Below are 26,206 nucleotides of genomic sequence, written 5' to 3'. Positions count from 1 at the left end.
GCCGGACAAGCCGGGCGCCTGTCTCAAGGTCGCTCGTCTCACGACCGCCCCGATGTGCTCGGCACCGAGGTGTTCAAAGAGCCGGCGGTCCTCACCTGACAGGACCGCGACCTCGTGGATCGGTGCCTCGTCGAGGAGTCCCGCCAGGAGACATCGCCGAGGCATGGTCCCGGACCAGATCGTGGAACCGGTACCGGGAGGGGGCGGGCTCTTGCAGGAGATGGACGTCCAGCAGTTGGTCCAGTTCCCGCCTGGCCCGCACCACGGTCGTGTCCTGTACGGCGGCGGCCTCGTCAACACCGAACTCGGCGCCGACGAGCGAGCCCAGCAGCCGATACACACGCCGCTGGTCCTCGGAAAGCCGCTGATAGGACAGATCGAGGGCGGCGGTGACGCTGTGCCGCCCGACCGTCAGCTCGGCCAGTCGATCATCGTTCAACCGGTCAAGCAGATGTCTCACACCCCAGGCGGGATGCGCCTGAAGCCGGACGGCGGCGATGCGGATGGCGAGCGGGAGCAGCCCGCACCGCTCCACAGTCTCCGTCAGGACACCCCCCGGCGCGTCCATGACCTGCTCCCGCCCGATCGTACGGGTGAACAGGGCGACCGCCTCCTCCAGCGGCAGGACGTCCAACGACAAGGTCCGGGTGTCGTCGAGGCCGATCAGGCGGCGCCGGCTGGTGACGATCAGCCGGCAGCCCGGGCCGGCGGGCAGCAGCGGGCGGACCTGATCTTCATCGGCGGCGTTGTCCAGCACGATCAGGACTTTGCGATCGGCCACCACACTGCGGTACAGCGCGGCGCGGTCGTCGACATGCTCGGGGACACGCTCGTCGGGGACGCCGAGTGCTCTCAGCATGCGGGCCAGCGCGTCGCCCGGATCGACCGGCGTCATTCCCTGGGTATGGCCGTGGAGGTTCAGGAACAACTGCCCATCGGGAAACCGGGGTGCGAGCCGGTGGGCGGCATGAACAGCCAGCGCCGTCTTGCCGGCTCCGGCCATGCCGTCGATGGCGACGGCGGTCGCCGTGTTCGCGTTCTCGTGATCCTCCAAGGCCGTCAGCTCGCGCTCTCGGCCGACGAACGCCGCCGCGCCGGCCGGTAACTGCCGCAGAACGGGCGCCGCTGCCGGCGGTGTGCCTGCCGGATCACCCCGTTCAGGAGAGGCCGGCAGGCTCCGGGCGACGGCGGCCAGCGTCGCGCGCTCTTCCCCGTCCAGCCCCAACGCCTCCGCCAGCAGCCGGATCGACGTCATGCGAGGTTGCTGAAGCCCGCTGTTCTCCAACCGGCGAACGGTCCGGACGTTGAGGCCGGCCCCTTGGGCCAGTTGCTCCTGAGTCAGCAACGCCTGCTTCCGCCACCGGCGCAGCAGCGTTCCCAAGGGCAGCGCGGCGTCGGGCCGCTCCATGGTGTCCGCCAGAGAGGAAGTGGCGTGAACGTGGTCGATGTTCATGGACGTGTGGTCCTCCCGGTGCTCGGCAGTGGCGCGAAGGGCGGCCCCTGAAGGCGCGGGTGGAAGGAGCCCGTCGAAAGTCTGTTGTCAGTGATCATGGCCGGTCGGCACCCCCGTCTCGTCGCCCCCTGGCCGTTGAGATCCGCAGGTCCATCAAAGGCGTGTCCCGGCTGTTCAGACCACCGGTCGGACGAAAGCGGACGAAATTGGACGCACTGAAGGCGGGGCCGCATGATCGCGATCGGCGGACATCTCGATTGATCGGCCTGACCGCGATTGGTCAGAATGAGGCCATGGGTGAGGGTGACGGGGGCGGCCACCGACAGCCGCGGGCACAGACGCCGACCGGTCTCCGGCCGCCTCGGAGCCGCGGTGTCCCGCTGCCGCCCGTCCATTCGGACGACGTGTGCCCCTACCAAGGCCTCGCACCGTTCGAGACCGAGAAGAGCGAGTTCTACTTCGGACGCGCGCGGGCGACGCACAGTCTGCTCGAGCGCCTGGGCCCGCGCCTGCGTGAGCACGGATCCATCCTGCTGGTCTCGGGCGCCTCGGGTGTGGGCAAGTCGTCGCTGTTACAGGCGGGGCTGATGCCGGCGCTGACCAAGGGTTTGCTGCCGGTCCCCGGATCGCAGCGTTGGCCGCGCCTGCTCATCACGCCGACCTCGAGGCCGTTACAGGCACTTGCCGGAGGGTGGACGGCGGCGTTCGGCGGGCTGGTCGAAACGGTGTCCGAGCAGCTGCGGGACGATCCGAATCAGATGGTGTCAGAGGCTCTCTCACCGGACCGCCGTCTCGTCCTGGTGGTCGATCAGTTCGAGGAACTGTTCACTCTGGTGACCGACGAGCGGGAGCGCCAATCGTTCGTGAGGGCTCTGCACGCGCTGACCGAAGGCCCGTCCGGTGCCGGAGTGATCATCGGTGTACGCGCGGACTACTGGGATCGCTGCGCGGCCTACCCGCAGTTCGCCGAGGCCATCCAGGACGGCCAGGTCATCGTCGAGCCGATGACGGAGTCGGATCTCCGGCTGGCCATCACCGGCCCCGCGGCCGCGGTGGGCCTGGAGATCGAGCCCGGTCTCGTGGAGACCATCTTGGGCGAACTACGCGTCGACCGCGAGGTCGCCGATCGCTACGAGGCCGGGGCCCTGCCGCTGCTTTCGCAGGCGCTGCGCAACACCTGGGAGAGACGTGAGGACGGCCGGCTGACCGTCCGGGGCTATGAGGAATCCGGCCGGGTCCGCGACTCCGTGCGGCGTACGGCCGACGAGGTGCTCGGACGGCTGTCGCCGGAGAACGGCAAGATGGCGCTCCGGATCTTCCGGCGGATGACGCTGATCTCCGTGGGCGGGCGGCTGGCGCGGCGCCGGGTGACGCTGGCCGAGATCCACGCGGCCGCGGCCGCGCAATCGGCGGAGCGGCGTACCGTGGTCGAGGAGCTGCTTTCGGCGTTCGCCGGCCGGCGCCTTCTCACGCTGCACGAGGACAGCGTCGAGATCGCCCACGACGCCCTGCTGACCGCCTGGCCCACCCTGCGGCAGTGGCTCGAACCGGACATGACCGCCCAGGTGGTGTACGACCAGCTCGCCGAGGACGCCGCGCAGTGGGCGGAGAACCACCGCGACCCCGCCTTCCTCTACCGGGGCGCTCGGCTGCTGGCGGTCGATGACAGCCGGCCGCGCTGGGACCGCGACCCCGACAGCTTCCCGCCGCCCGGCCCGACCGTGGAGAGGTTCCTCGCGGCATCGTCCGAGGCGGCTCGGCGGGCGGGCCGCCGTCGGCGTCTCGTCGTCGCAGGGCTCGCGGCGTTGTCGGTTCTCGCCCTCGTCGCGGCCGGCGTCGCCGTCAACGCGGCCGGCAACGCCGTTGACGCGGCGAACGAGGCCGATTGGCAACGCAGCGTGGCGAACTCCCGCCTGTTGGCGGCGCAGAGCGAGGTCACCGGCGATTCCGCCCTGTCGTCGATGCTGGCTGTGGCGGCGTGGCGGATCGCCGAAACCGACGAGGCCCGCAACCGCGTGCTGTCCGCGGCCACCCGCACCGGCCGTGGGATCCTCACCGGGCACACGAAAGGCGTCACGGGCCTGGCTTTCAGCCCTGACGGCTCGATCATCGCGACAGGAGGCGACGACGAGACCGTACGACTCTGGGACACGGCATCGCGACGGCAGCTCGGCGCTCCGATCACCCGGCCGAAGTACGACTGCTTGAGCGGCTCCAAGCTGGCCTTCAGCCCCGATGGCCGTACGCTGGCCACGGTGTGTCTCGGCACCGTCCGGTTCTACGACGTGGCCACCCACCGCGAGGTGGGCGCCCCGCTGGATCAGGAGTCGGTCGTGACGGCGTTGGCGTACAACCCGGATGGGAAGACCATCGTGACCGGAGACAGCAAGGGCGTCGTCCGGCAGTGGGACGCGACCACGCGCCGCCCTCATGGCGCTCCCATACGCCACCCCGGTGACGAGTCGCGCGCCTGGGCCTCCGTCAACAGGGTGACGTTCAGCCGGGATGGGAAGATCCTGGTCACCGCCGGCGGGGACGCGACCATACGACTATGGGACACCGCCACCTCCCGCCGGCTCGGCGCCCCCTTCGCAGGACACACCCAACCCGTCACCGATCTCGCCATCAGCCCGGACGGCACCACCCTCGCGACCGTGAGCTGGGACCGGACCGGGCGCCTCTGGGACATGGCCACGCACAAGGAGACAGGCAGGCTCAAGGACCGCACCGCCGGTTACGAGTCGATCGCCTTCAGCCCCGACGGGACACGGGTCGTCACCGGCGGAGACAGCGGTCGCACCGTCGTGTGGGACACGGTCAGCCGGCAACAGGTGTTGGCGCTCGCCGACAACTTCAGCAGTGTCAACGACGTGGCGTTCAGCCCGGACGGAAGGCTGGTGGCCGCCGCCGGCGACGACGGCGACGTACGGCTGGCCGACCCGCAGGTCTTCCAGCAGGTGGGGACCCCCATGCCCGCGATGTCGTCCGTCGCGCTGAGCCCTGACGGACGGATCCTGGCCGCCGGTGTGCCCGACGACAAGAACCCCGCGATCCAGCTTTGGGACGTGGCCACCCAGCGTCCCCTCGGCCCGCCACTCAGTCCCAAGGGCACGCGCCGCGCGGTGTACCACATCGAATTCACCCCCGACGGGCGGATGCTCCTGACGTCCCACGCGGACGGCCTGCGCCTCTGGGACGTCGCGGGGCGCCGCGAGATCGCCCATGACCCGGCGCTCAAGGGCGTGGCCAGGATCAGTCCCGACGGCAGGTTCGCCGCCGTGGACGAGGACGAGGCCATCGTGTTCTGGGACATCGCCCGCCGCCGGGAGACCGGGACGCGCATCCGCGTGCCCGGCCACACCGACATCATCACCGGGATGGCGATCAGCCCCGGCGGGGCGATGGTGGCGACCACGGGCTGGGACAACCGGACACGGATCTTCGACGTGGCAACCGGCCGCGAGATTCCGGGCCCGCCGTTCAAGGGCAGCGGCGGGTTCGTCAACGCCCTGGCGTTCAGTCCCGATGGCCACACGCTGGCCCTCGCGGCCTCCGACAACAGCGTCCGATTATGGGACGTGCCCGGCCGCCACTCGCTCGGCGTCGGTCTGATCGCCGAGGACCACGTGACGTACAGCCTCGTGTTCAGCGCGGACGGTCGGATTCTCGCCACCGGTTTGACCGGCGGGGACGTGCAGCTGTGGGACCTGCGGACCTACCGACGGCTCGGCTCCCCGATGATCGGCCATAAGAGCGCCGTGACCGCGCTCACCTACGCTCGGGACGGGGCCACCGTCGCCACGGTCGCGGGCGACAAGACCGCGCGGCTGTGGAACGTCCGAACGCCCCCTGACCTGGTCGCCGCGGCGTGCGCCAACGCGGGCCGGTCTCTCACCCGGGAGGAATGGGAGAATCTCGTGCCGCAGGAGAAGTACCGCCAGACATGTCCGTGACCCTGAACCCCATCGTGGAGAAGGCGAGCATGTTCCTGCGAGGTCTGCGGCGGCGGACGGGCAGGCCCGTGCCGGAACTGGTCGAGCTGTTCCGGTCGATCGTGGAGGGCGGCCGCCAGGTCCACCCGATGGCCTCCGATTTCCTGGAACACTTCATGGACGGCGCCGGCGCCTCCAGGACGATGTCACTGCGCTGGCTGCGCTCGTTCAGAGTGATCAAGAAAGCCGAGCGCAAGAACCAGCGCCGGTTCGAACGGCAGCTCGAGCGGGAGGCCAGGTGGTTGCGCGACGGCGCCTCCACATGGGTGCACGATCACTGGGATGCGCGGATCAACGCGTTCATCGGTACGGAGCTCTTCTACGTCAGCAGGATGAGCCTGCTGCGCTCGCAGGGCTCGTTCGTCCTGACCAGGACCGGAGCGGAGGTACGGATGTCGGGCACGGTCCGCCACCACTGGTTCGACCCCTACGACTGGGACCGCGGCCGATGGGTCTACATTCCGCGGCACGGATTCGTTCCCATCGCGGTCGGGAGGGAACTGGTGGAGTCCGACGAGGCGCGCAACTTCCTGATGGAGTGTCGTCATGTTCAGACCCTGGCGGGGACCTGCGTGGACGGCCACTGGCCGCGACGCGGCACGGCGAGGTTCGAGTGGTCGCTGGTGAGGTCGGGGCGCGGATGACCGCAGACCACCCCCGCCCGCCCGATCCCACCGAGGCCGGAAACGCCGCGGACTTCGTCCGGTCGCTGGTCCGTCTCAAACAGTGGGCGGGCGACCCATCCCTGGGCACGCTGCGGTCCCTCGGCGGCCAGACGGTGACCTCGGACGGGGTCAAGATCGACGCATTGCCCAAGAGCACGACCTCGCACGTTCTCCGGCAGACCGACAGGCTGCCGCGATGGGACTTCGTGAAGGCCTTCGTCACCGCCTGCCTCCGTTACCGCGACTATCCGGCCGAGCTGGTTCCCGGTGAGCTCGAACGCTGGCGCGCCGCCAGGACCGCCTTGGCCGGGCCGGACACCCGTACACCATCCGGCGGCGAGCGGCGAACGTCCTCGGCGGCCGGGCCGGAGCCTGCGGCGGTCGCGGCCGGGATCGCGGAAACCACCGGACCGGACGCGGCCGTTGATCTCCTGGCACGGAGAGTGGCCCGGGAGGAGGACAGGGCGCGCAAAGGGCTGCTCGGTGGCTACAGCATCGCGCCGGTCTCCTTCGGGCCGAACGCGGACCCGATCCGCCACGACGTCGGCACCGGTGCCGACCTGCACGCGATCGGCGAGTTCTTCGGCGGCCTGCACCCGCAGCGCCTGCTGGTCGTGGGCGAGTCAGGAGCGGGCAAGACAGTGCTCGCCATCGAACTGGTGCTGCAGCTGCTGGAGCCCTTGCTGACCACCGGCGTACGACCCGCTGACCGGCAGATGGTGCCGGTACGCCTGAACGCCGCACGATGGACCCTGGGAAGGCCGTTCGAACCATGGCTGGCCGAACAGCTGGTGCAGGACTTCGGGCTCGCGGCCAAGGACGCTGATCGGCTGGTGCGGGACCGCCAGGTGCTGCCGGTGCTGGACGGGCTGGACGAACTGGACCCCGAGCCGTCCATGGGGACGCCCCGCCGGGCGATCGGCCTGCTGGCCGAGCTCAACCGGTACAGCGACCTTTCCGGACGGCGGCCGGGCGCGGTCGTCGTGACCTGCCGCGCCGGCCGCTACACCGAGCTGGCCGAAGCACGCACCGGGCTTGACAACGCCACCCGGATCCATCTGCATGACCTGACCATCGAACAGATCAACGCGTTCCTGCGCACCCGCTGGCCGGACGGCCATTCCTGCGAAACCCACCGCGACGGCATCCACGCGGCACTGTCCGGAACGTCGGGGGCGGCCGTCCACACCGCCCTGGGCACCCCCTGGCGGCTGCTGCTGACCGTGACCGCCGTCGAGTCCGGCGCCGACCCGGCCGAGCTGCTCCTCGCCGACCCGGACCCCGACCCTCGAGTGGCGGCGGCGCGGATCGCCCGTAGGCTGCTCGACGCGTACGTCCCGGCGGCGACCGAACTCACCCCACGCGCCGCCCACGGAGCTCCGTACCGTCCCGAACAGGTGCGGTCCTGGCTGGAAAACCTGGCCTCCCACCTGCGGTGGCAGGCTGCCCACACCGCCGAGACGGATCGAACGCCGCCCGGTCTGACGCCGATCGACATCGTCCCGCACCTGCTGTGGCCGATCGGTGGCCGGCGCCGGGTCCGGGCGTTGCACGGTCTGTGCTGTGCGGTCCTGGCCGTCATCGCCATGCTGGCGTTCTGGGCGGGGTCGGCGGTCGATCGTCCCGGTGCCCTGGGCGACCCGCTCGACCTGGGCGAGGGGCTCACCCTGGCGCTGATGGGTGGGTGGGTGGCCATCGCCACCGGCCTGTCACTGTCGCCGTGGCCGGCCGCCGCCGGCGGGCGGAGCAACGTCCCTCGCCGGCGGCGCGTGATCGGCGGTCTGCTCGGTGCCCTGGCGGGCAGCCCGATCGGCGTGCTCTGCGGCCTGGCCGGACTCGTGCTGACCGGAGGCGGGGTCTTCGGTCCCGGTTTCGCCATCGCCGCGGGGGCGGCCGGGGGCTCGGTGTTCGGAGCGGTCATCGGATTGACCGCTGCCGCGCGGAGGGGAGCCGAGCGCATGACCGTGTCCGAGGCGGTCCACGCCGAGCCGGTCACCCTGCTGGGGTTCGGGCTGTGCGGCGCCCTCACCGGGCTGCCGCCGCTGCGCCTCGCCGGCGCCGGTCCGGTCGCACTGGCCGCGGAGGTCATGGGGGCCTTCACCCTGGCCTTCGCGCTCGGGATCGTGTTCAAGATCGTCACGGGCGGTTGGAGCAAGGACGCGGAGTTGGCCCATCCGCGAGAGGCCCTCCACCGCAACCCATTGATCGGCGTGGCCTTCGGCCTCATCGGCGGCGTGGCCGCCTTTCTCGTGTTCGTCATGCATCAGGGCGTCCTCGCGTCGCTGGCGTGCGCGGTCGTCGGCGGGGTGACGTTCGGACTCGCCTTCGGCGCGATCGCCTGGTGCCGCACCATGATCGGCTTGATCGTCGCGGCCGGGCGTGGGGTACTGCCGCTGCGGCTGTGGACCTTTCTCGACTGGGCCTGCGAGGCACGGCTGCTGCGCGTCAGCGGCGCCACCTACCAATTCCGGCACCGCGAACTCCAGGACTTCCTGACCCCGTCCGACGGCGACAGCAGTCAGCCGTAGGCCGTCCGGCCGTCACCGCCATCGATGCCCGCCCGCCGTCCGACCGATCGCCCCGGGCATGGCCGCCCTGCCAGAGATTTCGGCTCTCGCCAACACTCCTGCCGCCCTTCGGTCGCTCCTCGGGATCAACTGATCAGGTCTCTGATCGCCGCGGTGACCGCGGCAGGTTGGGTCTCCGGCAGAAAGTGCCCACCCGGCAGCATCAGCGTGCGGACCCCCGGCGCCCAGCCGTGCCAGACCGCCGACGGGTCGAACGGCAGCACCATGTCGCCGGGGTCCTGCCAGATCGCCAGGGTAGGGGCCTCGACGCGCCGGCCGGCCTGCCGATCCTCGCTGTCGTGGGCCGCATCGGTGTAGGCGCCGGCCCGGTAGTCCTGGCAGATGGCGTGGATCGTTTCCGGATCACGCGTCGCGGCCAGGTACGTCTCACGGACCTCGGCATCGAACGTGCCGGCCTCGGCCCAGGCGTCGAGGAAGTAGCCGAAGAACGTGTCGGGGTCAGCGCCGATCATCCGCTCGGGCAGGTCGTTGAGCTGCGCGAGGAAATACAGATGGAAGCCGAAGACGCCACCCACGCCCGCCAGCGACTCCCACATGTCAACGGTGGGGATGACGTCGATCACGCCGAGGTGATCGACGGCGTCGGGGTGATCCAACGCGGCCCGGAAGGCCACCAGTGCTCCACGGTCGTGGCCGACCAGGCTGAAACGGTCGTGGCCGAGCTGCCGCATCAGCGCCACCATGGTCGCCGCGGTCACCCGCTTGGCATATTGCTCGTGGCCACCCTCGGGCTTGGCGCTGGCCCCGTAACCGGGCAGGTCGGGGCATATGACGCGGAAGCGGTCTGCCAGCTCGGGAGCGACATGCCGCCAGGTCAGATGGGTCTGCGGGAAGCCGTGAAGCAACAGCAGCGGCGGTCCCTCTCCACCGGAAGCCACATGGAGGTCGAGACCGTCCACCCGGACAGTTTGTTCATCGAAGCCTGAGATCGTTGAGGCCATCGGCCCAGAATGTCACGAGCAACTGACAATTCTTCGCCTCTCGCCTCCGGCCACAGCCCTGCGGAAACGATCGGCTCGGGCCAAGAGGGTGGGATCGGAGAGAGCTCAGCGGTCTCCGGTGGCCAGCAGCAGGTCGGCGTCGACCCGGGCGAGTCCGGAGACGTTCGAGCCGCCTTCGGTGTACCCGGCCTTGCGCTTCCACCGCCGCCCGTCGTAGTGCAGCAATGTGACTTCGGTCGTCACGTCCTGTTCGTAGCCCACCGCCCACACGCCGTCCTTGCCGACGGCGGCGACGCCGTACAGCGAGCCCTTCCATTTGGGGGGTTGGACCCGCGTCCAGGAGCTTCCGTTCCAGTGCAGGATCAGCGGTTTGCCTGTGCCGTACTCGTCACAGTCCCCCGAGGTGCCGCGCTCGCCCACGGCCCACACGTCGGACGGCCGGTTCTGCGAGATGTGCCGCAGCACGCCCTGGCCCAGCGCGGGCAGCCGCATCTCCACCGGCGCGCTGCCGGGAGTCGCACTGTGCCAGACCGCCGGGCGCGAGTCAGCGCATCGCCCGCTGGACGAGCTGCCCGCGATCCACACCTGCCCGGCTCCGGCGTCCACGGCGTGGAATCTGCCTCCGCGCGGGACTTCGTGCTTGCCGAAACGCCTGCCGTTCCAGGTCACGAGGACAGGGACGGACGTCCTGCCCTCGCCGCGCCCGCCGATCAGGAACGCCCGCGCACCGTCCACTGCGACGTCGGCCAGCGCGCCGACCTTCGGGAGCTGGTCAGGTCTGAACGTCTTCCAACGCCGGCCGTCCCAGCGCAGGGCGAAGGGGAGCCGGACCTCCTGGGAGTCCTCGTCGATGTCGCCGATGTCTCCGACCGCCCAGACCTCGTTGGGTCCGTCGGCGTCCACGCCCGACACGATGGAGTCGATCGCGTCGGGGAATCGTTCGTACAGGCGCTGGTCGACATGCCATCCGTCGCGGTCCATCCGCAGGAGCACGCCGTCGGGCGGCTCGTCCTCCGCTGTTACGGCATAGCCGGACGCCCAGGCCGCGTCCGGGCCCGCCACCGCCACGTCGAGCACCGTGTTGGCGCTGTCGTCAGAGGCATCCTCGTCCTCCTCTTCGGCGAGGTCGCTCTCTGTGGGCGACGCGGCGGGGGTCGTGCTCGCCGCCGGTGTCCTCGGCACGGTGCCCGCTGGCGCTGCCGTGCAGCCCGCCAGGACGAGGACGCAGACGATCCACGGGATCTTCATGGTTTCCGGAGTCTCGCAGACACTCGGGCATGATGTGACTTTTCTGGCACCTCCGCAGCGCCCACGTGACGGTGGCGCCGTCGTTGATAACGCGCAGCCGGGTCGCAGGCACGCGGCGTAAGCAAAGGTTGGGGCTGCGGGCCAATAGGCGATCGAACCACGCTTGAGGTCCTGGCGGCGGATTCTCCAGTGGTGTTTTGATCGCCGAGTTCGGTCACGGCCTCGCTCGGTGGGCCGGCGGATGTGCCGGGCGGATGATCAGGTGTGGACACCGGCCGGGGCATCTGACAGGATCACCGTCCGGCTCTGGTCTCGTGGCGGAGGTGGTGGCCCGTGCTTCGACCGGTCGCCATCGTGACGGCGCTCGCGCTCGGCTTGGCGATCGTGCTCACGTCCGCCAACAAGGCGGCTCCGCAGTGGGAGGTGTGGGCATCCCTCGCTCTGGCGCTCACCGCCGCCTCCGGCACGGTCTTCGCCTATGGTGTCCAGCGCTGGGGCGAGTTGACGGCCCTGCGCTCCGTACGCGTCCGCGAGTTGGTCCGCCCGCTCGGCGCCCTGTTCCTGGTGGCCCTGCTGTTGATCGTGCTCGCCCTGGTCCTGTCCCCGAACACCCTCGCGGGCTGGCGAGGCTGGGGACTCTCGACGATCGCGTGGGTGGGCACCCTGCCGGCCGCGGCGACGATGCTGGGCATCCGCCGGTTGGCCGGGGCACTGGACGGCGGACCAGGCACGCGGGTGGCCACGCTGATCGCCTTCCGGCGGCTGCTGCGACGGTTACTGGGCGCCGTCGGCTCGCTGGTGGCGCTGGCGACGCTCGCGCTCGGCGCCTCTCCCGCCCCGTTGTCGTCGCGAGGGGTCGTCCTGATCTTCGGTGGCACCGGATCGCTGCTGGTGGCCCTGGCGTACGTTCCGGCCCGCGCCGCGCTGCGGGAGGCCGCCACCCATCTCTGCGACGACCTGCTGCCCTTCGAGGATGCCGGCGACGTCGCGACAGTGCTCAGCCGGGCCGAGGAACGCGCGAAACTGGAGCAGGTGCTGGGGGTCGATCACAACTTCATGACCGACCTGCAAACGGGTCTGGTGATCCTCGGGCCGCTCCTGTCCAGCGCCGCCGCCGCATTCCTCCCCGGATCCACCGGGTCAGGGTGATGAGGCTGTGGGGTCGAGCTGATCCCTCGGTGGCGCCCGACTCATTCAGCCCGAAATTGGGGGCACTCACTTTTGTCGGCTTGGGGCTGACCGCGGTGGAAGCCCCGCTGGGTACGCTGCGCGAGCGCCTGGAGGCGGTGCACACCTCCGCCGTCCAGACCCAGCTGGAGCAGGCCGAGACTCGCGCCCAGACGGCCATCGACGAGGCCGAGCAGCTTTGAGGCGGCAGCCCGGGAGCGCCGCCGGCGGCTGCCCGGCGCCGAGCCTGCCAGAACAGCGGGCCCGATGGCTCACATCAGGCGGAGGCGTAGTGGGCCAGGGCAGGCTCCAGCAAGTCGAAGGCTTGGGTGGCTTCGGCGGCGATGGTGCGGGCGATCTGGTCGTTGGGGTGCCCGGCGAGGGTGAGGGTCTGGATGCGGTGAAACAGCACGCGGTGGACGGTGCCCAGCAGGGCGGCGGCGGTCTGCACGGTGATGTCGTCGGACTGAGCGGCAGTGACGTCGGCGAGCGCCTGGGCGAGGTGGTGTTCACGCTGGTCGTGCAGGCCGCGCAGGCAGGCGGTCAGCGTGGGGCTGTCGGCGATCATGCGGGCGAACTCCTGGCCGGAGAATCCGGCGACCGGGTCCTGGGCGGCCACGGCGTCGGCGAACGCGCGGCGCAGCGCGGCCAGCGCTGATTCCCCTGGGCGTCGAGCGGTGACGGCGCGGGCCAGAGAGGCGGCGAACTCCTCCTGATGGTCCAGGGCCAGGTCTTCCTTGCGCGGGAAGTAGTTGGTGACGGTCTTCTTGGCGACGCGGGCGGTGGCGGCGATCTCGGCGATGGTCGTCTGCTCGAAGCCCTGGGCGATGAACAGGCGGGTCGCATGGTCGGAGATGAGCTGCCGGGTCTCGTGCTTCTTGGTCTCGCGCAGCCCCACGGCCGGGGCGGGAGTCTGGGTAGCCATGACGCAATCTTACCCTCGTAGCATTTTTATGTTGACACCCCTGGGCGCTTTGGGATAACTTTACCTCCGTCGTAAGTTTATGACGATGGAACGCCGAGTTCGAAGGAGGACGCCCATGCGCAAGCAGACCCACGACGCCGCGCCCATGATCGAGTTCGGTCGTGTGCCCCGGTCGCAGCAGCCCGAGCGGGCCCCGCTGCACGGCGCCGAACTGCGTCGTCCGCCGTCCGACCACAGCATCCGTGCGTCGCAGCAAGCGCGGGGCATGCGCGTCGTCCCCCGGCGCCGTAGCTACTGACCTCACCCCACCGCACCAGAGGAGATCACATGCAGTTCATCGCTTCCACCGTCTCGCTGACCGTCGACGACGTCGCCGCCTCCCAGGCGTTCTTCACCGCCCACCTGGGCTACACCGTCCAGCAGGCCGCCGACGGCTTCGCCTCCCTGTCGCGTGACGACGCGGTCGACATCGTCCTGCTCGCGCGCGGCATCGAGGTGCTGCCGCCCGAGCAGCGCGACCAGCGCGCCAGCGGTCTGATCCTCGCCTTCACCCTCGCCGGCGGCCTGGCCGAGCAGGAAAAGCAGCTGCGCGACGCCGGGGTGCAGATCACCATGCCGCTGCGCCAGGAGCCCTGGGGCGAAGCCTTGTTCCAGGTCACCGACCCCAACGGCGTGATCGTCCAGTTCGTCGAATGGGTCACCCCCGAACACCGCTGACCCGCCCCCACGACGAAGACCCCCAAGGCGCCCTGCTGAGCGTCACCGCGATGTGCGGGAACGCACTCGCCACGTCACTTCCCCCGTGAAAAGGAGAAACCGCCCTGTCTGTGACCTTCAACCACACCATCGTCGCCGCCAAGGACCGCCACGCCTCGGCACGGTTCTTCCGGGAGCTGTTCGGGCTCCCCGAGGCGCCTTCCTGGGGGCCGTTCACCAACGTCCTGCTGGATGAGGGGGTGCTGCTCCAGTTCGCCGAACTGCCCGGGGTCGAGGAGATCCTCATGCAGCACTACGCGTTCCTGGTCGACGACGACCTCTTCGACCGCGCCTACGTACGCCTGCAGGACCAGGCCATCGAGCACTGGGCCGACCCGCAGATGACACGCCCCGGTGAGACGAACACCGAACACGGCGGACGCGGCGTCTACTTCAAGGACCCGGCCGGGCACGCCATCGAAATGATCACCAGGTCTCATCTCTGACCTCGCCGCCGGTCATCTTCTCCCTCCGCCAGGACCGGCCCGCCCACGAACGAGTGGTCTTCCTCAAACCGCTGGCCAGCTCGCCGACGATCACGGTGGGTGAGTACCACCTTCCCGTTCACCATGTTCGGCGGTGAGTGGACCGAACGCGCCCTCGACATCGTCACCGGTATGCCCAGCCGGGGCGACACCGTGGTCGGCAATGACGTGTGGTTCGGCTACCAGGCCACCGTCATGCCCGAGGTGACCATCGGCGACGGCGCCGTCATCGCGGCCGGTGCCGTGTCACCGCCGACGTCCCCCCGTACACGATCGTCGGCGGAAACCCGAGCAGGACCATCCGCCGCTTCGCCGACGCCGACGTCGAACGACTGGTGCGGGCCGCCTGGTGGGACTGGCCCGCCGACCTGGTGACGGAGCACGCCCGCACCATCATGGGCGGCACCCCGGCCGCTATCGTCCGCATCGCCGAAAGGATTCCATGGCAACAATCGACGCGGTCGCAGAATTCGACCGCCAGGTCCACAACCTGGTCGAACGGCAATACCCGGCGATGGCGGGCCTGACGCCCGAGCACTTCCAGTCTCTGGTCGCGCCCCTGCGCGACCTCGCCGCGACGACCGGAAACCTCATCTGCGAGCCCGACACCGGCCGGCTTCCGTTCGTGCTCGTGGTCGCCCGTCAGGTCGTCCCGATCGAGCAGATGATGCCGCGCACCACCCTGTGCAGAAAGGCCGAACCGGGTTTCGTCGACCATTCCTTCGAGCCCGGCTCCCTGGAACGGTTCGTCGCCGTCGCAGAGACCGAGCTTCCGGACCAGCCGGTCTACCTGCTGATGGACGTCGAACGCGGTGAGGAGTTCTGCGGGGCCATACCTCGGGACGCCATGGACACCATCGCCGCCCGGGGGCGCACCCCGCTCACCATCGAGGAGGGCATCGCGCTGATCACCCAATTTCCGGAGATCCTGGTCAAGAACAAGTGCTTCTCCCTCGGCGGCTCCCGCTCCGGCGACCGCCGCGTCCCGGCGCTGTGGATCAGCCAGAACGCCCCCAAACTCGGCTGGTGCTGGGAACGCAATCCGCACACCTGGCTCGGCATGGCCTCCGCCGGTAATCGCCGCGCAGCCGGAGCGCAGTAGAGGCGATTGAAGCGGCGGCAGGTGACCGAGGGAGGCGCCGGCGGCTGCCGTCAAGCCTGCCCGAAGGCGGTGCAGTGGGCGATCGTCGCATCGTCCGCCGCTACCGCGTGATGTGCCTCCGCCTGCCGGACGCGGCGAATGATTTCCTCTGGTCCGCTCGACGCCAGGACGGTCATGACCCCTGGCCAGTCGGTGAGCCCGAACCGGTCCACGATGCCGCTCGCGCCGTTGCTGAGGAGAACGGCGCCGACATCGGTCAGCTCGGAGATCGGACAACTTCCGGTGACGGCCTCGTCCGCGGCCCGCGGGTCGTCCTTGGCCACCCAGAAGCCGCCCGGCTGGTTCCGGTTCGAGCGTAGGTCGCTGAGGATCCGGTGGTACTCGTCGCTGCCTTCGGCGACGGCCTCCAGCGCTGGCTCGTACGAGCGGCTGATCACGACCTCCCGCGGATCGGAGACGACGAGCGGCGCGCTGTCTGCTTTGTCGAGCACGACATACGCGTCGCCGAGCACCAGGTACTCGATGAGGTCATCGGACAGGCGCAGGATGGCTACCGTCGCCGACGGGCTTATGCGGTTGGCGACGTCGCAGGTGTCCCGATGACCGTCCGTCACCTGCTCGATGGCATCGGCGAGCACCGCCGGAAGGCTGCGGTCCTGCGCGAGTGACAAGAGACTGAGGAGGTTGCCTCCCAAGCGGCTGGCATACCAGGCCACGCCGTGCCGGCAGATCGACTCGGTGCCGGGGATGCCGGCACCGTCGACCAACACGGCCGCCGCCGGAACGGCGCCGATGAAGTCCTCGTTCGCGCGCCCGGCCCGCCCCGCGGCAGCGCTCGCCATGGCCACCCGCACGCCCTACCGCCGCCCTCCTGCCGAATCAAAACGTCCACCATAACGATCGCCGGTACGTGCAGGCCGCCGAATCCTGCACCAGCTCCTCACACGTGCTGCGCATCGCTTCCATGAACGCCTGTTGATGGCGCCGTGGCAGAGCGGCGGACGCCAGAAGCGCGCGAGGTCTACTGGACGTTCGGATGCGGGTTATCCGCGATCATCGCCATAGCCTGCGGGTCATCTCGGTGCTGTCAGCGCGAGCGCGCCGCTACGCGCTCCGGGAAGCGATCTTCCAGGTGTCCTGCTCGAGCAACACGATCGCCTGTCAGATGCCGCCAGGCCGGTGATCCGCTGATCTGCCTCTGTCCTTTTGCAGAGCGGTGGTGTGAAGACCGGGGAAGATCTGCCGTTCGGCGGATGGAGGTCGGCACGGGGCGAGATCGAGGCTTGAGCCATGAAGAAGGTGATGGCGACGTGGCCCCACTGGGCTGGGTATGCGGCGGCCGGCTGGGCGCTGGGTTACGGGGCGCTCGGGCTGTTCTGGGCGCTCGGCGGCAGCGGGTTTCCCTTCGGCAGGAGCGATCCCGACTGGGAGCCGGGACTGTCGGTGCTCGGCGAGGTGACCCGGGAGTCGGCGGCGCCGGTGATCGCGGTGCTCGGCGCGCTGGGGGCGGTCGCCGGGCTGGCGATGGCGCGAGGGGTACGGCGGGGCCGTACCGTGCTGCTGGGGTTCGCCTGGCCGGCGGCGGTCGCGCTGACCGTGGTGGTCACCGACAACCGGGTGCTGATGCTGGTGGCCTATGCGCCGTTGCTGGCGGTGTTCGCCTTCACCGGGGTGCCGGGCGGGCAGCCGATGTCGGAGCTGGTGCCCTGGTCACGGATCAACCTGTTCATCGTCCTGGTGGGCGGGCTGCTGTGGGCGCTGGCGGCGCTGGCCTACCAGCGGCGTACGGCGGCCAGGTGCGTGATGTGCGGGCGGAGCGAGCAGAGTCCAGCGCGCTGGACCACGCCGCAGGCGGCGCGGCGGTGGGGGCTGTGGGCGGTGGTGGTCGCGGCGGCCATTCCGGCCCTGTACGACGCCAGCCGCTTCGCCTGGGCGGCGGGCATCCCGCTGGGGATCACCGAGGAGTTCTGGCGGTGGCTGGATGAGTCAGGGCTGCGTTGGGGCGGGCTGTTCCTCAGCCTGATGGGCCTGGGCGGGGCGATTCTCACCCTTGGGCTCGTGCAGCGCTGGGGCGAGGTCTACCCGCGGTGGATCTGGTTCAAGGCGGGCAGGCCGGTGCCTCCCATGCTGGCCGTCGTTCCCGCCTCGATCGTGTCAGTGATCGTGCTGTCGGGCGGGCTGACGTACTGGCGCCTGCGCATGGTGCACGGGTCCGGCGACTGGGACATGTGGGCGACGTGGGCGCCGTCGCTGGTGTGGCCCCTGTGGGGCGTCGCGCTGGCCGCCGCCGCCCTCGCCTACTACCTGCGCCGCCGCGGTGCCTGCCGGATGTGCGGACGCGGCGGGCGCCCGGAGGCTGAGCCGACGGCCGAGCGCGGTTAGGCTCGCGCCATGAAGCGGTACGGCGGAACGGAGGACCGGCGTAGCGACGCGGCACGCCGCCTTCCGGTAGCTGCACTGCGCCGGCTCTCGGCTGCCTGGGGAGCGGCAGTCGCCGGGGTGGTCTCGGTTGTCCGGGGAGCGAGAGCAGCCGGGGTGGTCTCGGTTGCCTGGGGAACGGGAGCCGCCGGAGCGGTCTCGCTGGCCGTGACGCTGGCGCATCCGCTGGCCGGGATGGTCAGCGACAGCGCGCCGTTGCTGGTGGGTGAGGTGTCGGTGCTCCTGGTCCTGACCGCTGTTACCGTCCGGCGCTCCTCAGGAGGGCAGGCGGCCGTGTCGGCAGGGCTGAGCGGGCTGGCGGTGGCGCTCATCCTGCTGCGTGCCGTGTGGCAGGGACCACCGCAGTTGACGTTCGGCGCCTGCGCCGGGTGGGCGCTCGGCGCTGTGGCGGCAACGGGGGTCGGGCTCTACCTGCGGGGGCTGGACGACAAGCGGCGGCACGCGGTCGAGGAGGCCGCCCGGGCGCAGCGGCTCGGGCTCGCCCGTGACCTGCACGACTTCGTCGCCCACGACCTCAACGGCATGCTGGTGCAGGCGCAGGCCGCCCAGGTGGTCGCCGACACGCTGCCGGAGCCGGTCGCCGAGGCGCTGCGGCGCATCGAGGACGCCGGGCAACGGGTGCTGGCCTCGCTGGATCGTGCCGTGCACGCGCTGGGCGAGCCGGGGCCGGGGATCGAGGAACTGGAGCGCCTGGCCGCCGCGTTCGCACCGTTCGCACAGGTGGAGTTGGCCGTCGAGCCGGGCGTGGCGGTGCGCCAGGAGGTCTCGTCGCTGGCCTACCGGGTGGTCACAGAGTCGCTGACCAACGTGCGCAGGCACGCGCCACGCGCCACGACCGTACGGGTGGAGGTCCGCACGGAAGGGGAGGTCCTGCGCGTGCGGGTGGAGGACGACGGCGGGGGCAGGTCGCAGAGCACCAGAGCCGGCGGTTTCGGGCTTACGAGCCTGGCCCACCTGCTGGAGGCACGCGGCGGGAAGCTGGCGGCCGGCCCGGACAGGCGTGGCTGGCAGGTCACCGCCCAGATCCCCATATGACGGCTCATACGAGGCGTGGTGCTTGATGACACCCATGTGCGGACCAACGTGACGGGAACGGGATGACGACGCGAATTCTCATCGCCGACGACCAGGAGGACGTGCGGATCGGATTCCGGCTGATCCTCAACGCACAGCCGGACATGACCGTCGTGGGCGAGGCCGCCGACGGCGCGCGGGCGGTTGAGCTGGCTCGTCACCTACGTCCCGATGTGGTGCTCGCCGACATCCGCATGCCGGGCATGGACGGACTGGAGGTCACCAGGCAGCTAGCCGGCGAGACCCGCGTGATCGTCGTGACCACCTTCGACCTGGACGAGTACGTCCACACCGCGCTGCGTGAAGGCGCCTGCGGCTTCCTGCTCAAACGCTCAGGTCCCACCCTGTTGGTGGAGGCGGTCCGTGCGGCGATGGCAGGCGACGCGCTGATCAGCCCTCAGGTGACCCTCCGGCTGCTACGGGGCTTGATCCGCCCGGCCCCGCCGCCGCTGGAGGACGCGCTCACCGGGCGTGAGCTGGAGATCGCCTGTCTGGTGGCGCGAGGGCGCTCCAACGCCGACATCGCCGCCGAGCTGGCCATCAGCCCGGGGACCGTCAAAACGCACCTCGCGCACATTCAGCGCAAGGTGGGGGCCGCCAACCGGGTGGGCATCGCCGCCTGGGCCTGGAGCAGCGGTCAGGTGCGCTGACCGCGGATCTGGTCAGCGCGGCTGCGTCTGGAGCAGTGGTCAGGTGCGCTGACCGCGGATTCCGGTCAGCGCGGCTGCGTCTGGAGCAGCGGCCAGGTGCGCCGACCGCGGACCCGGGCAGCCGGCCTCAGTCGCTCCCGGGTGCCTCGTCGGTCCATCCCAGCCGCTTGACCACGTACGACTCGGTGACCTCGCCGTCGTCGAGCTCACGTGTCCTGCCGTCGCCTGAAGTCTGTTCGTACTGGAGCGCGAGCAGGTCGCCGCTGTCGCGGTCGATGACGATCTGCTCGAACGAGCGTGGGGGGCCGTACATCAGCGCGACTCCGGTGCGACCGTCGAAGTCGGTGACGCCGTCGGCCACCCGGGTGCCGGGCAGGCCGGCGAGCACCCGGTAGAGCGCGGCCCTGGTGCCCGGGGTGGTTTCGGCATCGAGGAGGAGTCCTTTGCCGGCGGCCCAGAGCCTGCTCGTCGGCGGGAGTGAGCGGCTTGGAGGAGACCTCTCCCCGCTCCGTCCGCCGTTCGCCGTCCCTGCTCACCCACAGCACCTCTGTGACCCGCCCTTCGACGGTGAAGCTGGGGTCGGCCTTGATCCTGGTCCGCCGTACCTGCTGCAGCTCTCGCCGCCACCAGGCGCCGTTGCCCGGAGGCCGGCGGTCGGGGCTGCCGGGCGTGCTACATTTGGACGTGTGTCCAGGGCGATCGTCCAGGGCGTTCGACCGGGAGTGTGGACGATGAGTGCGACGGCGGCGGAGCGGGGGCGGGAGGCGCGTCGGCGGCTGCTCGGCGTGGCGGCCGAGTTGATCGCCGAGCGGGGCTGGTCGGCGGTCAGTACGCGGATGCTGGCCGACCGGGCCGGAGTGGCCCCCGGCGTGGTGCACTACCACTTCGCCTCCGTACAGGCCCTGCTGGCCGAGGCCGCGCTCGGCGTGATGCGCGCGCTGATCGAAGAGGTCGGCGCGGGCCTGGAGCAGGCACGCACACCTGACGAAGCGCTGAAGCTGATGGTGGCTTTCCTGAAGGACTATGACGGCCGGGATCCGACCTCGCTGCTGTTCGCCGAGACGTACCTGGCCGCGGGCCGGGACGAAAGCCTGCGCCGCTCGGTGGGTGCGGTCGTCGACGAGTTCCGGCGGCTGCTGGCCGCTCGGCTGGCCGAGCAGGGGGTGCCCGCGCCCGGGGCGACCGCCGCGGTGCTGGCCGCCGCGTTCGACGGCATCATGCTGCACCGCGCGCTCGGCCCGGGACCGGACGCCACGGAGCTGACAACCGTCCTGGAGCGGCTCATCACGCCCACCGTGTAAGGAATGGTGATATGTCGTGAAAGTGGTTATCTGTGGCGCCGGAATCGCCGGACTGGCCCTCGCTCAGCGCCTTGACAGCTTCGGGGCCGAGGTCGTGGTTCTGGAAAAGGCGCCCGGCCTTCGTACCCAGGGCTACATGATCGACTTCTTCGGCCCCGGCTACGACGCCGCCGAAGCCATGGGCGTGCTGCCGCGCATCCGGGAGCTCGGCTACCAGGTCGACGAGATGACCTACCGGGATCACCGCGGCCGCCGGCGCTCCGGCGTGCGGTTCGCCCAGTTCGCCAAGATCGTGAACGGCCGGCTGACCAGCATCATGCGCCCCGACCTGGAACGCGCTCTGCGCGAACACCTCTCCGACCGGGTCGAGGTGCGCCACGCCACCACCCTCACCCGCATCGACAACCGCGCCGATGGCGTCACCGTCACCCTCACCGACGACAGCACCGTCGAGGCCGATCTCCTGGTGGGCGCCGACGGCATCCACTCCACCGTCCGTGGCCACGTCTTCGGGCCCGAACGGGAGTTCCTGCGATATCTCGGATTCCACACCGCCGCCTACTCCTTCGACGACGCCGCCATCCACGCCCAGGTGGCCCGGCAGTTCTGCCTGACCGACACCGTCGACCGGCAGATGGGCTTCTACGGGCTGCGGGACCGGCGCGTGGCGGTCTTCACCGTGCACCGCGCCCCCGATCCCACCCTGCCGGCCGATGCACGCACGGCGGTCCGCCACGAGTACGGCGCCCTCGGCTGGGTCGCGCCACGCGCCCTGGCCGCCTGCCCACCGCCGGAGCAGGTGTACTACGACCAAGTCGCCCAGATCGACCTGCCGGCCTGGAGCCGGGGCCGGGTGGTGCTCGTCGGCGACGCCGCCTACGCGGTGTCCCTTCTCGCCGGTCAGGGCGCCTCCTTGGGCATCACAGGCGCGTACGTCCTGGCCGAGCACCTGTCCCGTACCGGCAGCATCGACACCGCTCTGGAGCGTTACGAGCAGGCGCTGCGACCGGTGGTCACCGACAAGCAGCGGACGGCCCGTAACGGGACCCGCTGGTTCATCCCCGCCACCACCCGGCAGCTGCGCCTCCGGCGAGCCGCCCTCAAACTGGCCCGGCTCCCCGTCATAGACCGGTACGTGGCCGCCGCCCTCGCCGGCAAGTCCACCGCCATCATCACCAACCTGCGCGCGACCGGCTCACAGACCTTCATCAACGCCACGTGATCCGGCGCCGAGGAGGGCGAACCGCTCGGCGAACGCGGACATCTCATCACGCTGCCGCTCCGGTTCCGCAGAGGTGGGGCTGACCACGAGGCGGGTCACGCCTTGGGCGGCGAGGGCCTCGACCCGTTCGGCGGACATGTCGATCGACCCCCATCGGGTGTACTCCAGCGCGCCGGGGTCACGGCCGGCCTCCACAGCGGTGGCCTGGACCAGCTCCCACTGGATCGCGCGTTCCTCCTGGGTGAGCGCGCCGCCGGGGAAATAGCCGTCGCCGCGCCGCCCGGCACGTCGCGCGGCCGCCCGGCTCGAACCGCCGACGTGGACCGGCAGGTGGGTGGCTGAGTGCGGCTTCGGGTAGCTGGTCACGTCGTCGAAGCCGAAGAACTCGCCGTCGAAGCTGGCGCCCTTCTCGTCGCCTCCCCACAGCAGCCGCAGCACGTCGATGGCCTCGTCGGTACGCCGTCCGCGGGTGCTGAAGTCGACTCCCATCGCCTTGGCCTCGCCGGGCAGCGTGCCGAGCCCCACGGTGAGCAGCCGCATCCGTCCCTTGGACAGCACGTCGACGGTCGCCAGGCGCTTGGCCAGGACCACGGGGTGGTGGTACGGCAGCAGCAGCACGGCGGTGCCGAGCAGGATACGCCGGGTGGCCGCCGCGACGAAGGCCAGGCAGTCGAGCGGATCGGGGTAGGGCAGGGACGGCGGGAACTCGAAAGAGCCGAGCTTGGCGCCGGGATACAGCACGACGTGCTCGGGCAGGTACAGCCCCTCGAAGCCGCAGTCCTCAGCGTGGCGGGCATAGGTCACGAGCCGGTCGGGGTCGAGCCCGTCGGCGGTCGAGTAGCTGATCGCGAATTTCATCGTCATCCTCGATGGTCAGAGTTCGCGGGCACGCTACATCCTTGACGTCAGTGTCAGGGCAAGCCGGACAAGGGCCCCGATGTCGAGGTGGTGCTCGTGCCGGGATGCCGCCGTCGCAGTTCCGCGCCGTCCACCGGCGACCTAAATCGTGAAACGTCCGGCGTGCTCCGCCACCCACTGCGCGAACGTACGCGCCGGGCGGCCGATCACCCGTTCGACGGTGTCGTCCACGGTGGTGGAGGAATCGGTGGGGGCGGCGTACCAGCCGATGACGTACTCGGCGTCCGCGCGCGAGACCCCGGTGGCCATCAACCTGTCGACGGCCTGTTCATGGGTGATGGGTTCGAAGGTGAGGTCGCGGTGGATGGTCCGGGACAGGAGCGCGATCCGTTCGCGCGAGGTCAGCGCCTCGGGCCCGGTGAGGTTGTACGCGTGTCCCGCATGGCCGTCGTCGAGCAGCGCGACGGCCGCCACGGCCCCGATGTCGGCCTCGTGGACCAGCGCGCTGGGAAAGTCGTACGGCTCCCGGACGACCCCCTCGGACCGGATGGATTCGGCCCAGGTCAACGTGTTGGACATGAACTCCTGCGGCTCCAGCCGCGTCCATTCCACGCCCGAGTCCGCCACTGCCTGCTCGACGGGTCCCACCCAGCCGCCCCACACCAGGGTGATGCGCCGGACGCCCGCGGCGACCGCCCGCTGGACCAGCTCGGGACCGACCTCGGCGAGTCCCGTCGTCACCGTGATGTGCAATCGGTCGGCACCGTCGAGGGCGGTGCCCAACGTGGCCGGTTCGTGGTGCGTGCCGGCCACCAGCTCCACCTCGGCCGGCAACGTCTTCGCGGCCGCGATCGGATCGCGGGTCAGCGCCCGAACGGGCTCTCCTCGGCGCAGCAGCTCCGTCACCACGTGGCGGCCGGTGTTCCCGGTGGCACCCGTGACAAGTGTCGTCACAGTCGACTCCTTTCGTCCGTCGCTGACGACGCTAGAAAGTGAATCGCACTTGAGGTCAAGGAAGTCCGTCGAGCACCGATAGGGTCAGAACGCGCAAATCGATCAGAGGGGATGAAACGGAACCGTGCTCCGACCCTTGATCGGCCCGTTCGCACGACAGGAGAGATGATGATGCACCCCCCGTCCGGCTCCGGGCCGGGGTTCCATCCCCCTCAGCCGCCCCCCGGGCATCCCCACCCGTACGCGCCCCCGCCGGGCCCCTACCAGCACCCGCAACCACCGCCGCCCGGGCCGGCGCGGCCCCGGCGCAGCGCCTGGCGGGTCGTCCTGGGGCTGCTCGTCGCGGGCTTCGGCCTGCTGGCCGTGCTCGGCGGTGGCGCGCTCATCGCGCACGCCTACTCCAACAGCCGGCAGGTCATCCACAACTCGGCGTACTCCAAGGAGCTGTGGCGCAACGTGCCCGTCGAGAAGCTGTTCCCGCCGCGGCTCGGCCGGGAGCACCCCGACAAGGGCTACTCCTCCCCGAACGACGAGCGCGGCTGGACCAGGGCCGCGATCTCCGCCGACACCTCCTGCCGCGCGGCGCTCTCCGGCGAGCTGGCCCGGGTGGCCGCCGAGCGGGGCTGCGTCGCGGCCGTGCGTGCCACGTACGTGGACGACACCGGGGGAACGGCCGCCACCGTGGCCCTGGTCGCCTTCCGCGAGGCCCAGTCCCGCGTCGACCTGGAGGGCCTCGTTCGGGAGGCGCAGCGGAAGCCGGAGCACTCGGTGCGCGCCCTCGCCGCGCCCGGCACCAAGTGGAATGACTCCGCGCGCACCGGGAACGGCGGCCGGACCGTCGGGGACGCGCCCATGTTCGTGGCGGTCACCACGGGGCCGGCGGACGGCCGCAGGCCCGGCCGGCTGCCCGAACCGTGGGGCAGGAGGGAGTTCCCGCAGAGGGAGGACCGTGAGGCGTGGGCGTACACCGCGCAGGGGCTGGCGGAGAGCCTGGCCACCCGGCTGTACGCGGAATCCCGGAAGGTGGGGGCATGATTCGCAGGCTGACCTGCGCGGCCGTGCTGGTCGCCGGCCTGGTCGCGGCCACCGCCGCGCCGGCCGTGGCCGAGGCGCCGCGGGGCTGGGAACAGCAGGTCATGAAGGTGCCGGCGGCGCAGCGGCTCGGGCAGGGCAAGGGGGTCACCGTCGCGGTCCTGGACACCGGGGTCATGAAGAACCATCCGGAGTTCCGCGGACGGGTGACGAGCGGCCCCGACTTCATCGGCGGGGGCGCCCGGCCCGGGCAGTCGTACTGGGGCGCGCACGGCACCGCCATGGCCTCCAGCGTGCTGCGGGTCGCCCCGCAGGCCCGGGTGCTCTCGGTACGCGTGATCTGGGACCGGGAGGACCCGGCGCGCAAGCGTGCGGAGGCCGCCGCCAAGTCCGGCAGCACGGCCGCCGACAAGGAGAGCATCAAGGCGGGCACCGCGCTGGCCAAGGGCATCCGGTACGCCGTCGACAAGGGCGCCCGGGTGATCTCCATGTCCCTCGGCACCGACGAGTGGGGCTTCGGCAGCGGCTACGACGACCTCACGGCCTCGGCCGTCGACTACGCCCTCGGCAAGGGGGCCATCCTGCTGGCCAGCGCGGGCAACGGCGGATCCACCGACCCGCTGGAGGTCGACGCGAACAACGTCGTCTCCTACCCGGCCGCCTACCCCGGAGTGATCGCGGTGGCGGCGATGGGGCCCGACGGCGCGCGGGCGGAGTTCTCCCAGGTGCACACGTACAACACGATCACCGCGCCCGGCGTGGACATCTACGCCGCCGACAACCGCGGCGGCTACCGGGCGGGTGACGGCACGTCCCCCGCCTGCGCGCTCGCGGCGGGCACCGCGGCGCTGATGCTGTCCCGCAATCCCGATCTGACACCCCGGCAGGTACGCGACATCCTGGTGCGGACCGCGAGGAAGCCGCCGTCCGGCTACAACGTGTTCCTCGGCTTCGGGCTGATCGACGCGGCGGCGGCGGTGCGGGCGGCGGGCGACACCAAGGACGCCAAGATCGAAGCGGCGCCGTACAAGGGCAAGGAGTACCTCGGTGGCGGGCCGGTCGCCGCCCCGACCACCAACCCGCCGATCGACATGACCTACATCGCCGTCGGCGGCACGGCCGCCGGGGTGGGGCTGCTGTTCCTGCTGATCGCGGTGCTGCTGCTGCGCCGGCCCCGCGCGCGCCGCGCGCCCGGCCGCCCGATGGGCGGCGCCTGACCCGGCCCCGCCGGGCGGACCCGGCCGCGCGAGGGCGGCGTTGAGCTGCGCAGCCGCATGCCGTTCATGTGAGACGAGACGGTCCGTCTTGACGTGGCGCCGGAATGCCGGTATACCTTGTCATCACGAGACGGACC

Annotated in this window: 25 protein-coding genes; 17 read left to right on the top strand and 8 right to left on the bottom strand. The window is 70.8% G+C overall.

Going from position 1 to position 26,206, the window contains the following annotated elements; translation table 11 throughout:
- Positions 1–91: 91 nt before the first annotated feature.
- Entirely contained in the window at positions 92–1,453 is a 1,362-nt protein-coding gene (locus tag ACFKCF_RS22450; protein ID WP_394496323.1) for an ATP-binding protein, read from the bottom strand.
- Positions 1,454–1,857: 404 nt separating this feature from the next.
- Here ACFKCF_RS22450 and ACFKCF_RS22445 point away from each other — a divergent pair, with 404 nt between their 5' ends.
- Genes ACFKCF_RS22445 through ACFKCF_RS22435 form a run of 3 tightly spaced genes read left to right on the top strand, consistent with a single transcriptional unit; the run spans position 1,858 to position 8,638 of the window.
- A complete protein-coding gene (locus tag ACFKCF_RS22445) occupies positions 1,858–5,406 on the top strand; it encodes a hypothetical protein (protein WP_394496321.1) in 3,549 nt (1,182 codons plus the stop codon).
- Entirely contained in the window at positions 5,397–6,089 is a 693-nt protein-coding gene (locus tag ACFKCF_RS22440) for a hypothetical protein (RefSeq protein ID WP_394496320.1), read from the top strand. Before ACFKCF_RS22445 ends, ACFKCF_RS22440 begins: the two co-directional genes overlap by 10 nt.
- The gene (locus ACFKCF_RS22435) at positions 6,086–8,638 is read left to right on the top strand and encodes an NACHT domain-containing protein (protein ID WP_394496318.1); all 2,553 of its coding nucleotides are present in this window, start codon (positions 6,086–6,088) and stop codon (positions 8,636–8,638) included. The genes ACFKCF_RS22440 and ACFKCF_RS22435 overlap by 4 nt, the downstream gene beginning before the upstream one ends.
- Positions 8,639–8,763: 125 nt before the next feature.
- Here ACFKCF_RS22435 and ACFKCF_RS22430 read toward each other — a convergent pair whose 3' ends face one another.
- Together ACFKCF_RS22430 and ACFKCF_RS22425 are read right to left on the bottom strand one after the other, a co-directional pair.
- Positions 8,764–9,639: an alpha/beta fold hydrolase gene (locus ACFKCF_RS22430; protein ID WP_394496317.1), complete on the bottom strand. Its 876-nt coding sequence runs from the start codon at positions 9,637–9,639 to the stop codon at positions 8,764–8,766.
- A 105-nt stretch (positions 9,640–9,744) separates the two neighbouring features.
- A complete protein-coding gene (locus tag ACFKCF_RS22425) occupies positions 9,745–10,887 on the bottom strand; it encodes a hypothetical protein (protein ID WP_394496315.1) in 1,143 nt (380 codons plus the stop codon).
- 333 nt (positions 10,888–11,220) lie between these two features.
- Here ACFKCF_RS22425 and ACFKCF_RS22420 point away from each other — a divergent pair, with 333 nt between their 5' ends.
- Together ACFKCF_RS22420 and ACFKCF_RS22415 are read left to right on the top strand one after the other, a co-directional pair.
- The gene (locus tag ACFKCF_RS22420; protein WP_394496313.1) at positions 11,221–12,036 is read left to right on the top strand and encodes a hypothetical protein; all 816 of its coding nucleotides are present in this window, start codon (positions 11,221–11,223) and stop codon (positions 12,034–12,036) included.
- A 95-nt stretch (positions 12,037–12,131) separates the two neighbouring features.
- Positions 12,132–12,257, top strand: a complete 126-nt coding sequence (locus ACFKCF_RS22415) for a hypothetical protein (protein ID WP_394496312.1) — start codon at positions 12,132–12,134, stop codon at positions 12,255–12,257.
- 74 nt (positions 12,258–12,331) lie between these two features.
- Here the strand turns inward: ACFKCF_RS22415 and ACFKCF_RS22410 are convergent, their stop codons facing one another.
- Positions 12,332–12,979, bottom strand: coding sequence for a TetR/AcrR family transcriptional regulator (locus tag ACFKCF_RS22410; protein WP_394496310.1), 648 nt, complete (start codon positions 12,977–12,979; stop codon positions 12,332–12,334).
- A 115-nt stretch (positions 12,980–13,094) separates the two neighbouring features.
- Between ACFKCF_RS22410 and ACFKCF_RS22405 the strand changes: the two genes are divergently transcribed.
- The 5 genes from ACFKCF_RS22405 to ACFKCF_RS22385 all read left to right on the top strand — a co-directional run bounded on the left by ACFKCF_RS22405 (position 13,095) and on the right by ACFKCF_RS22385 (position 15,322).
- Positions 13,095–13,277, top strand: a complete 183-nt coding sequence (locus ACFKCF_RS22405) for a hypothetical protein (RefSeq protein ID WP_394496308.1) — start codon at positions 13,095–13,097, stop codon at positions 13,275–13,277.
- Positions 13,278–13,306: 29 nt separating this feature from the next.
- Entirely contained in the window at positions 13,307–13,696 is a 390-nt protein-coding gene (locus tag ACFKCF_RS22400; protein ID WP_394496307.1) for a VOC family protein, read from the top strand.
- A 110-nt stretch (positions 13,697–13,806) separates the two neighbouring features.
- Positions 13,807–14,181 (top strand): VOC family protein, encoded by a 375-nt coding sequence (locus tag ACFKCF_RS22395; protein WP_394496306.1) that lies wholly within the window; start codon positions 13,807–13,809, stop codon positions 14,179–14,181.
- A 99-nt stretch (positions 14,182–14,280) separates the two neighbouring features.
- Positions 14,281–14,595, top strand: a complete 315-nt coding sequence (locus ACFKCF_RS22390) for a hypothetical protein (protein WP_394496304.1) — start codon at positions 14,281–14,283, stop codon at positions 14,593–14,595.
- Positions 14,596–14,662: 67 nt separating this feature from the next.
- Positions 14,663–15,322 carry a DUF5701 family protein gene (locus ACFKCF_RS22385; RefSeq protein ID WP_394496302.1) on the top strand — a complete coding sequence of 220 codons (660 nt, stop codon included), beginning with the start codon at positions 14,663–14,665 and terminating at the stop codon, positions 15,320–15,322.
- A gap of 50 nt (positions 15,323–15,372) precedes the next feature.
- Here the strand turns inward: ACFKCF_RS22385 and ACFKCF_RS22380 are convergent, their stop codons facing one another.
- On the bottom strand, positions 15,373–16,176 hold the full coding sequence (locus ACFKCF_RS22380) for an integrase (RefSeq protein ID WP_394496301.1): 804 nt from the start codon (positions 16,174–16,176) through the stop codon (positions 15,373–15,375).
- Between the two features lie 436 nt (positions 16,177–16,612).
- Between ACFKCF_RS22380 and ACFKCF_RS22375 the strand changes: the two genes are divergently transcribed.
- From ACFKCF_RS22375 to ACFKCF_RS22365, 3 genes are all read left to right on the top strand, one after another.
- Positions 16,613–17,704, top strand: coding sequence for a hypothetical protein (locus tag ACFKCF_RS22375; RefSeq protein ID WP_394496299.1), 1,092 nt, complete (start codon positions 16,613–16,615; stop codon positions 17,702–17,704).
- A 153-nt stretch (positions 17,705–17,857) separates the two neighbouring features.
- Positions 17,858–18,796, top strand: coding sequence for a sensor histidine kinase (locus tag ACFKCF_RS22370; protein WP_394496297.1), 939 nt, complete (start codon positions 17,858–17,860; stop codon positions 18,794–18,796).
- Positions 18,797–18,858: 62 nt separating this feature from the next.
- Positions 18,859–19,485, top strand: coding sequence for a response regulator (locus ACFKCF_RS22365; RefSeq protein ID WP_394496295.1), 627 nt, complete (start codon positions 18,859–18,861; stop codon positions 19,483–19,485).
- Between the two features lie 127 nt (positions 19,486–19,612).
- Here ACFKCF_RS22365 and ACFKCF_RS22360 read toward each other — a convergent pair whose 3' ends face one another.
- The gene (locus ACFKCF_RS22360; RefSeq protein WP_394496293.1) at positions 19,613–19,873 is read right to left on the bottom strand and encodes a hypothetical protein; all 261 of its coding nucleotides are present in this window, start codon (positions 19,871–19,873) and stop codon (positions 19,613–19,615) included.
- A 343-nt stretch (positions 19,874–20,216) separates the two neighbouring features.
- Between ACFKCF_RS22360 and ACFKCF_RS22355 the strand changes: the two genes are divergently transcribed.
- Entirely contained in the window at positions 20,217–20,786 is a 570-nt protein-coding gene (locus tag ACFKCF_RS22355; RefSeq protein ID WP_394496291.1) for a TetR/AcrR family transcriptional regulator, read from the top strand.
- 16 nt (positions 20,787–20,802) lie between these two features.
- Positions 20,803–22,008, top strand: coding sequence for an FAD-dependent monooxygenase (locus ACFKCF_RS22350; protein WP_394496289.1), 1,206 nt, complete (start codon positions 20,803–20,805; stop codon positions 22,006–22,008).
- Here the strand turns inward: ACFKCF_RS22350 and ACFKCF_RS22345 are convergent.
- Both ACFKCF_RS22345 and ACFKCF_RS22340 read right to left on the bottom strand, forming a co-directional pair.
- Positions 21,982–22,866, bottom strand: coding sequence for a TIGR03619 family F420-dependent LLM class oxidoreductase (locus tag ACFKCF_RS22345; protein WP_394496287.1), 885 nt, complete (start codon positions 22,864–22,866; stop codon positions 21,982–21,984). The genes ACFKCF_RS22350 and ACFKCF_RS22345 overlap by 27 nt on opposite strands.
- A gap of 141 nt (positions 22,867–23,007) precedes the next feature.
- The gene (locus ACFKCF_RS22340) at positions 23,008–23,820 is read right to left on the bottom strand and encodes an NmrA family NAD(P)-binding protein (RefSeq protein WP_394496285.1); all 813 of its coding nucleotides are present in this window, start codon (positions 23,818–23,820) and stop codon (positions 23,008–23,010) included.
- A 165-nt stretch (positions 23,821–23,985) separates the two neighbouring features.
- Between ACFKCF_RS22340 and ACFKCF_RS22335 the strand changes: the two genes are divergently transcribed.
- Complete coding sequence (locus ACFKCF_RS22335; protein WP_394496283.1) at positions 23,986–24,855, top strand: hypothetical protein; 870 nt, start codon at positions 23,986–23,988, stop codon at positions 24,853–24,855.
- Positions 24,852–26,069, top strand: coding sequence for a S8 family serine peptidase (locus tag ACFKCF_RS22330; RefSeq protein ID WP_394496282.1), 1,218 nt, complete (start codon positions 24,852–24,854; stop codon positions 26,067–26,069). Before ACFKCF_RS22335 ends, ACFKCF_RS22330 begins: the two co-directional genes overlap by 4 nt.
- Positions 26,070–26,206 lie beyond the last annotated feature (137 nt).

Source organism: Nonomuraea sp. JJY05, from assembly GCF_043496855.1.
Lineage (GTDB): Bacteria > Actinomycetota > Actinomycetes > Streptosporangiales > Streptosporangiaceae > Nonomuraea.
The sequence above is the reverse complement of the archived record's forward strand: the minus strand, read 5'-3'. Positions and strand labels throughout refer to the sequence as shown.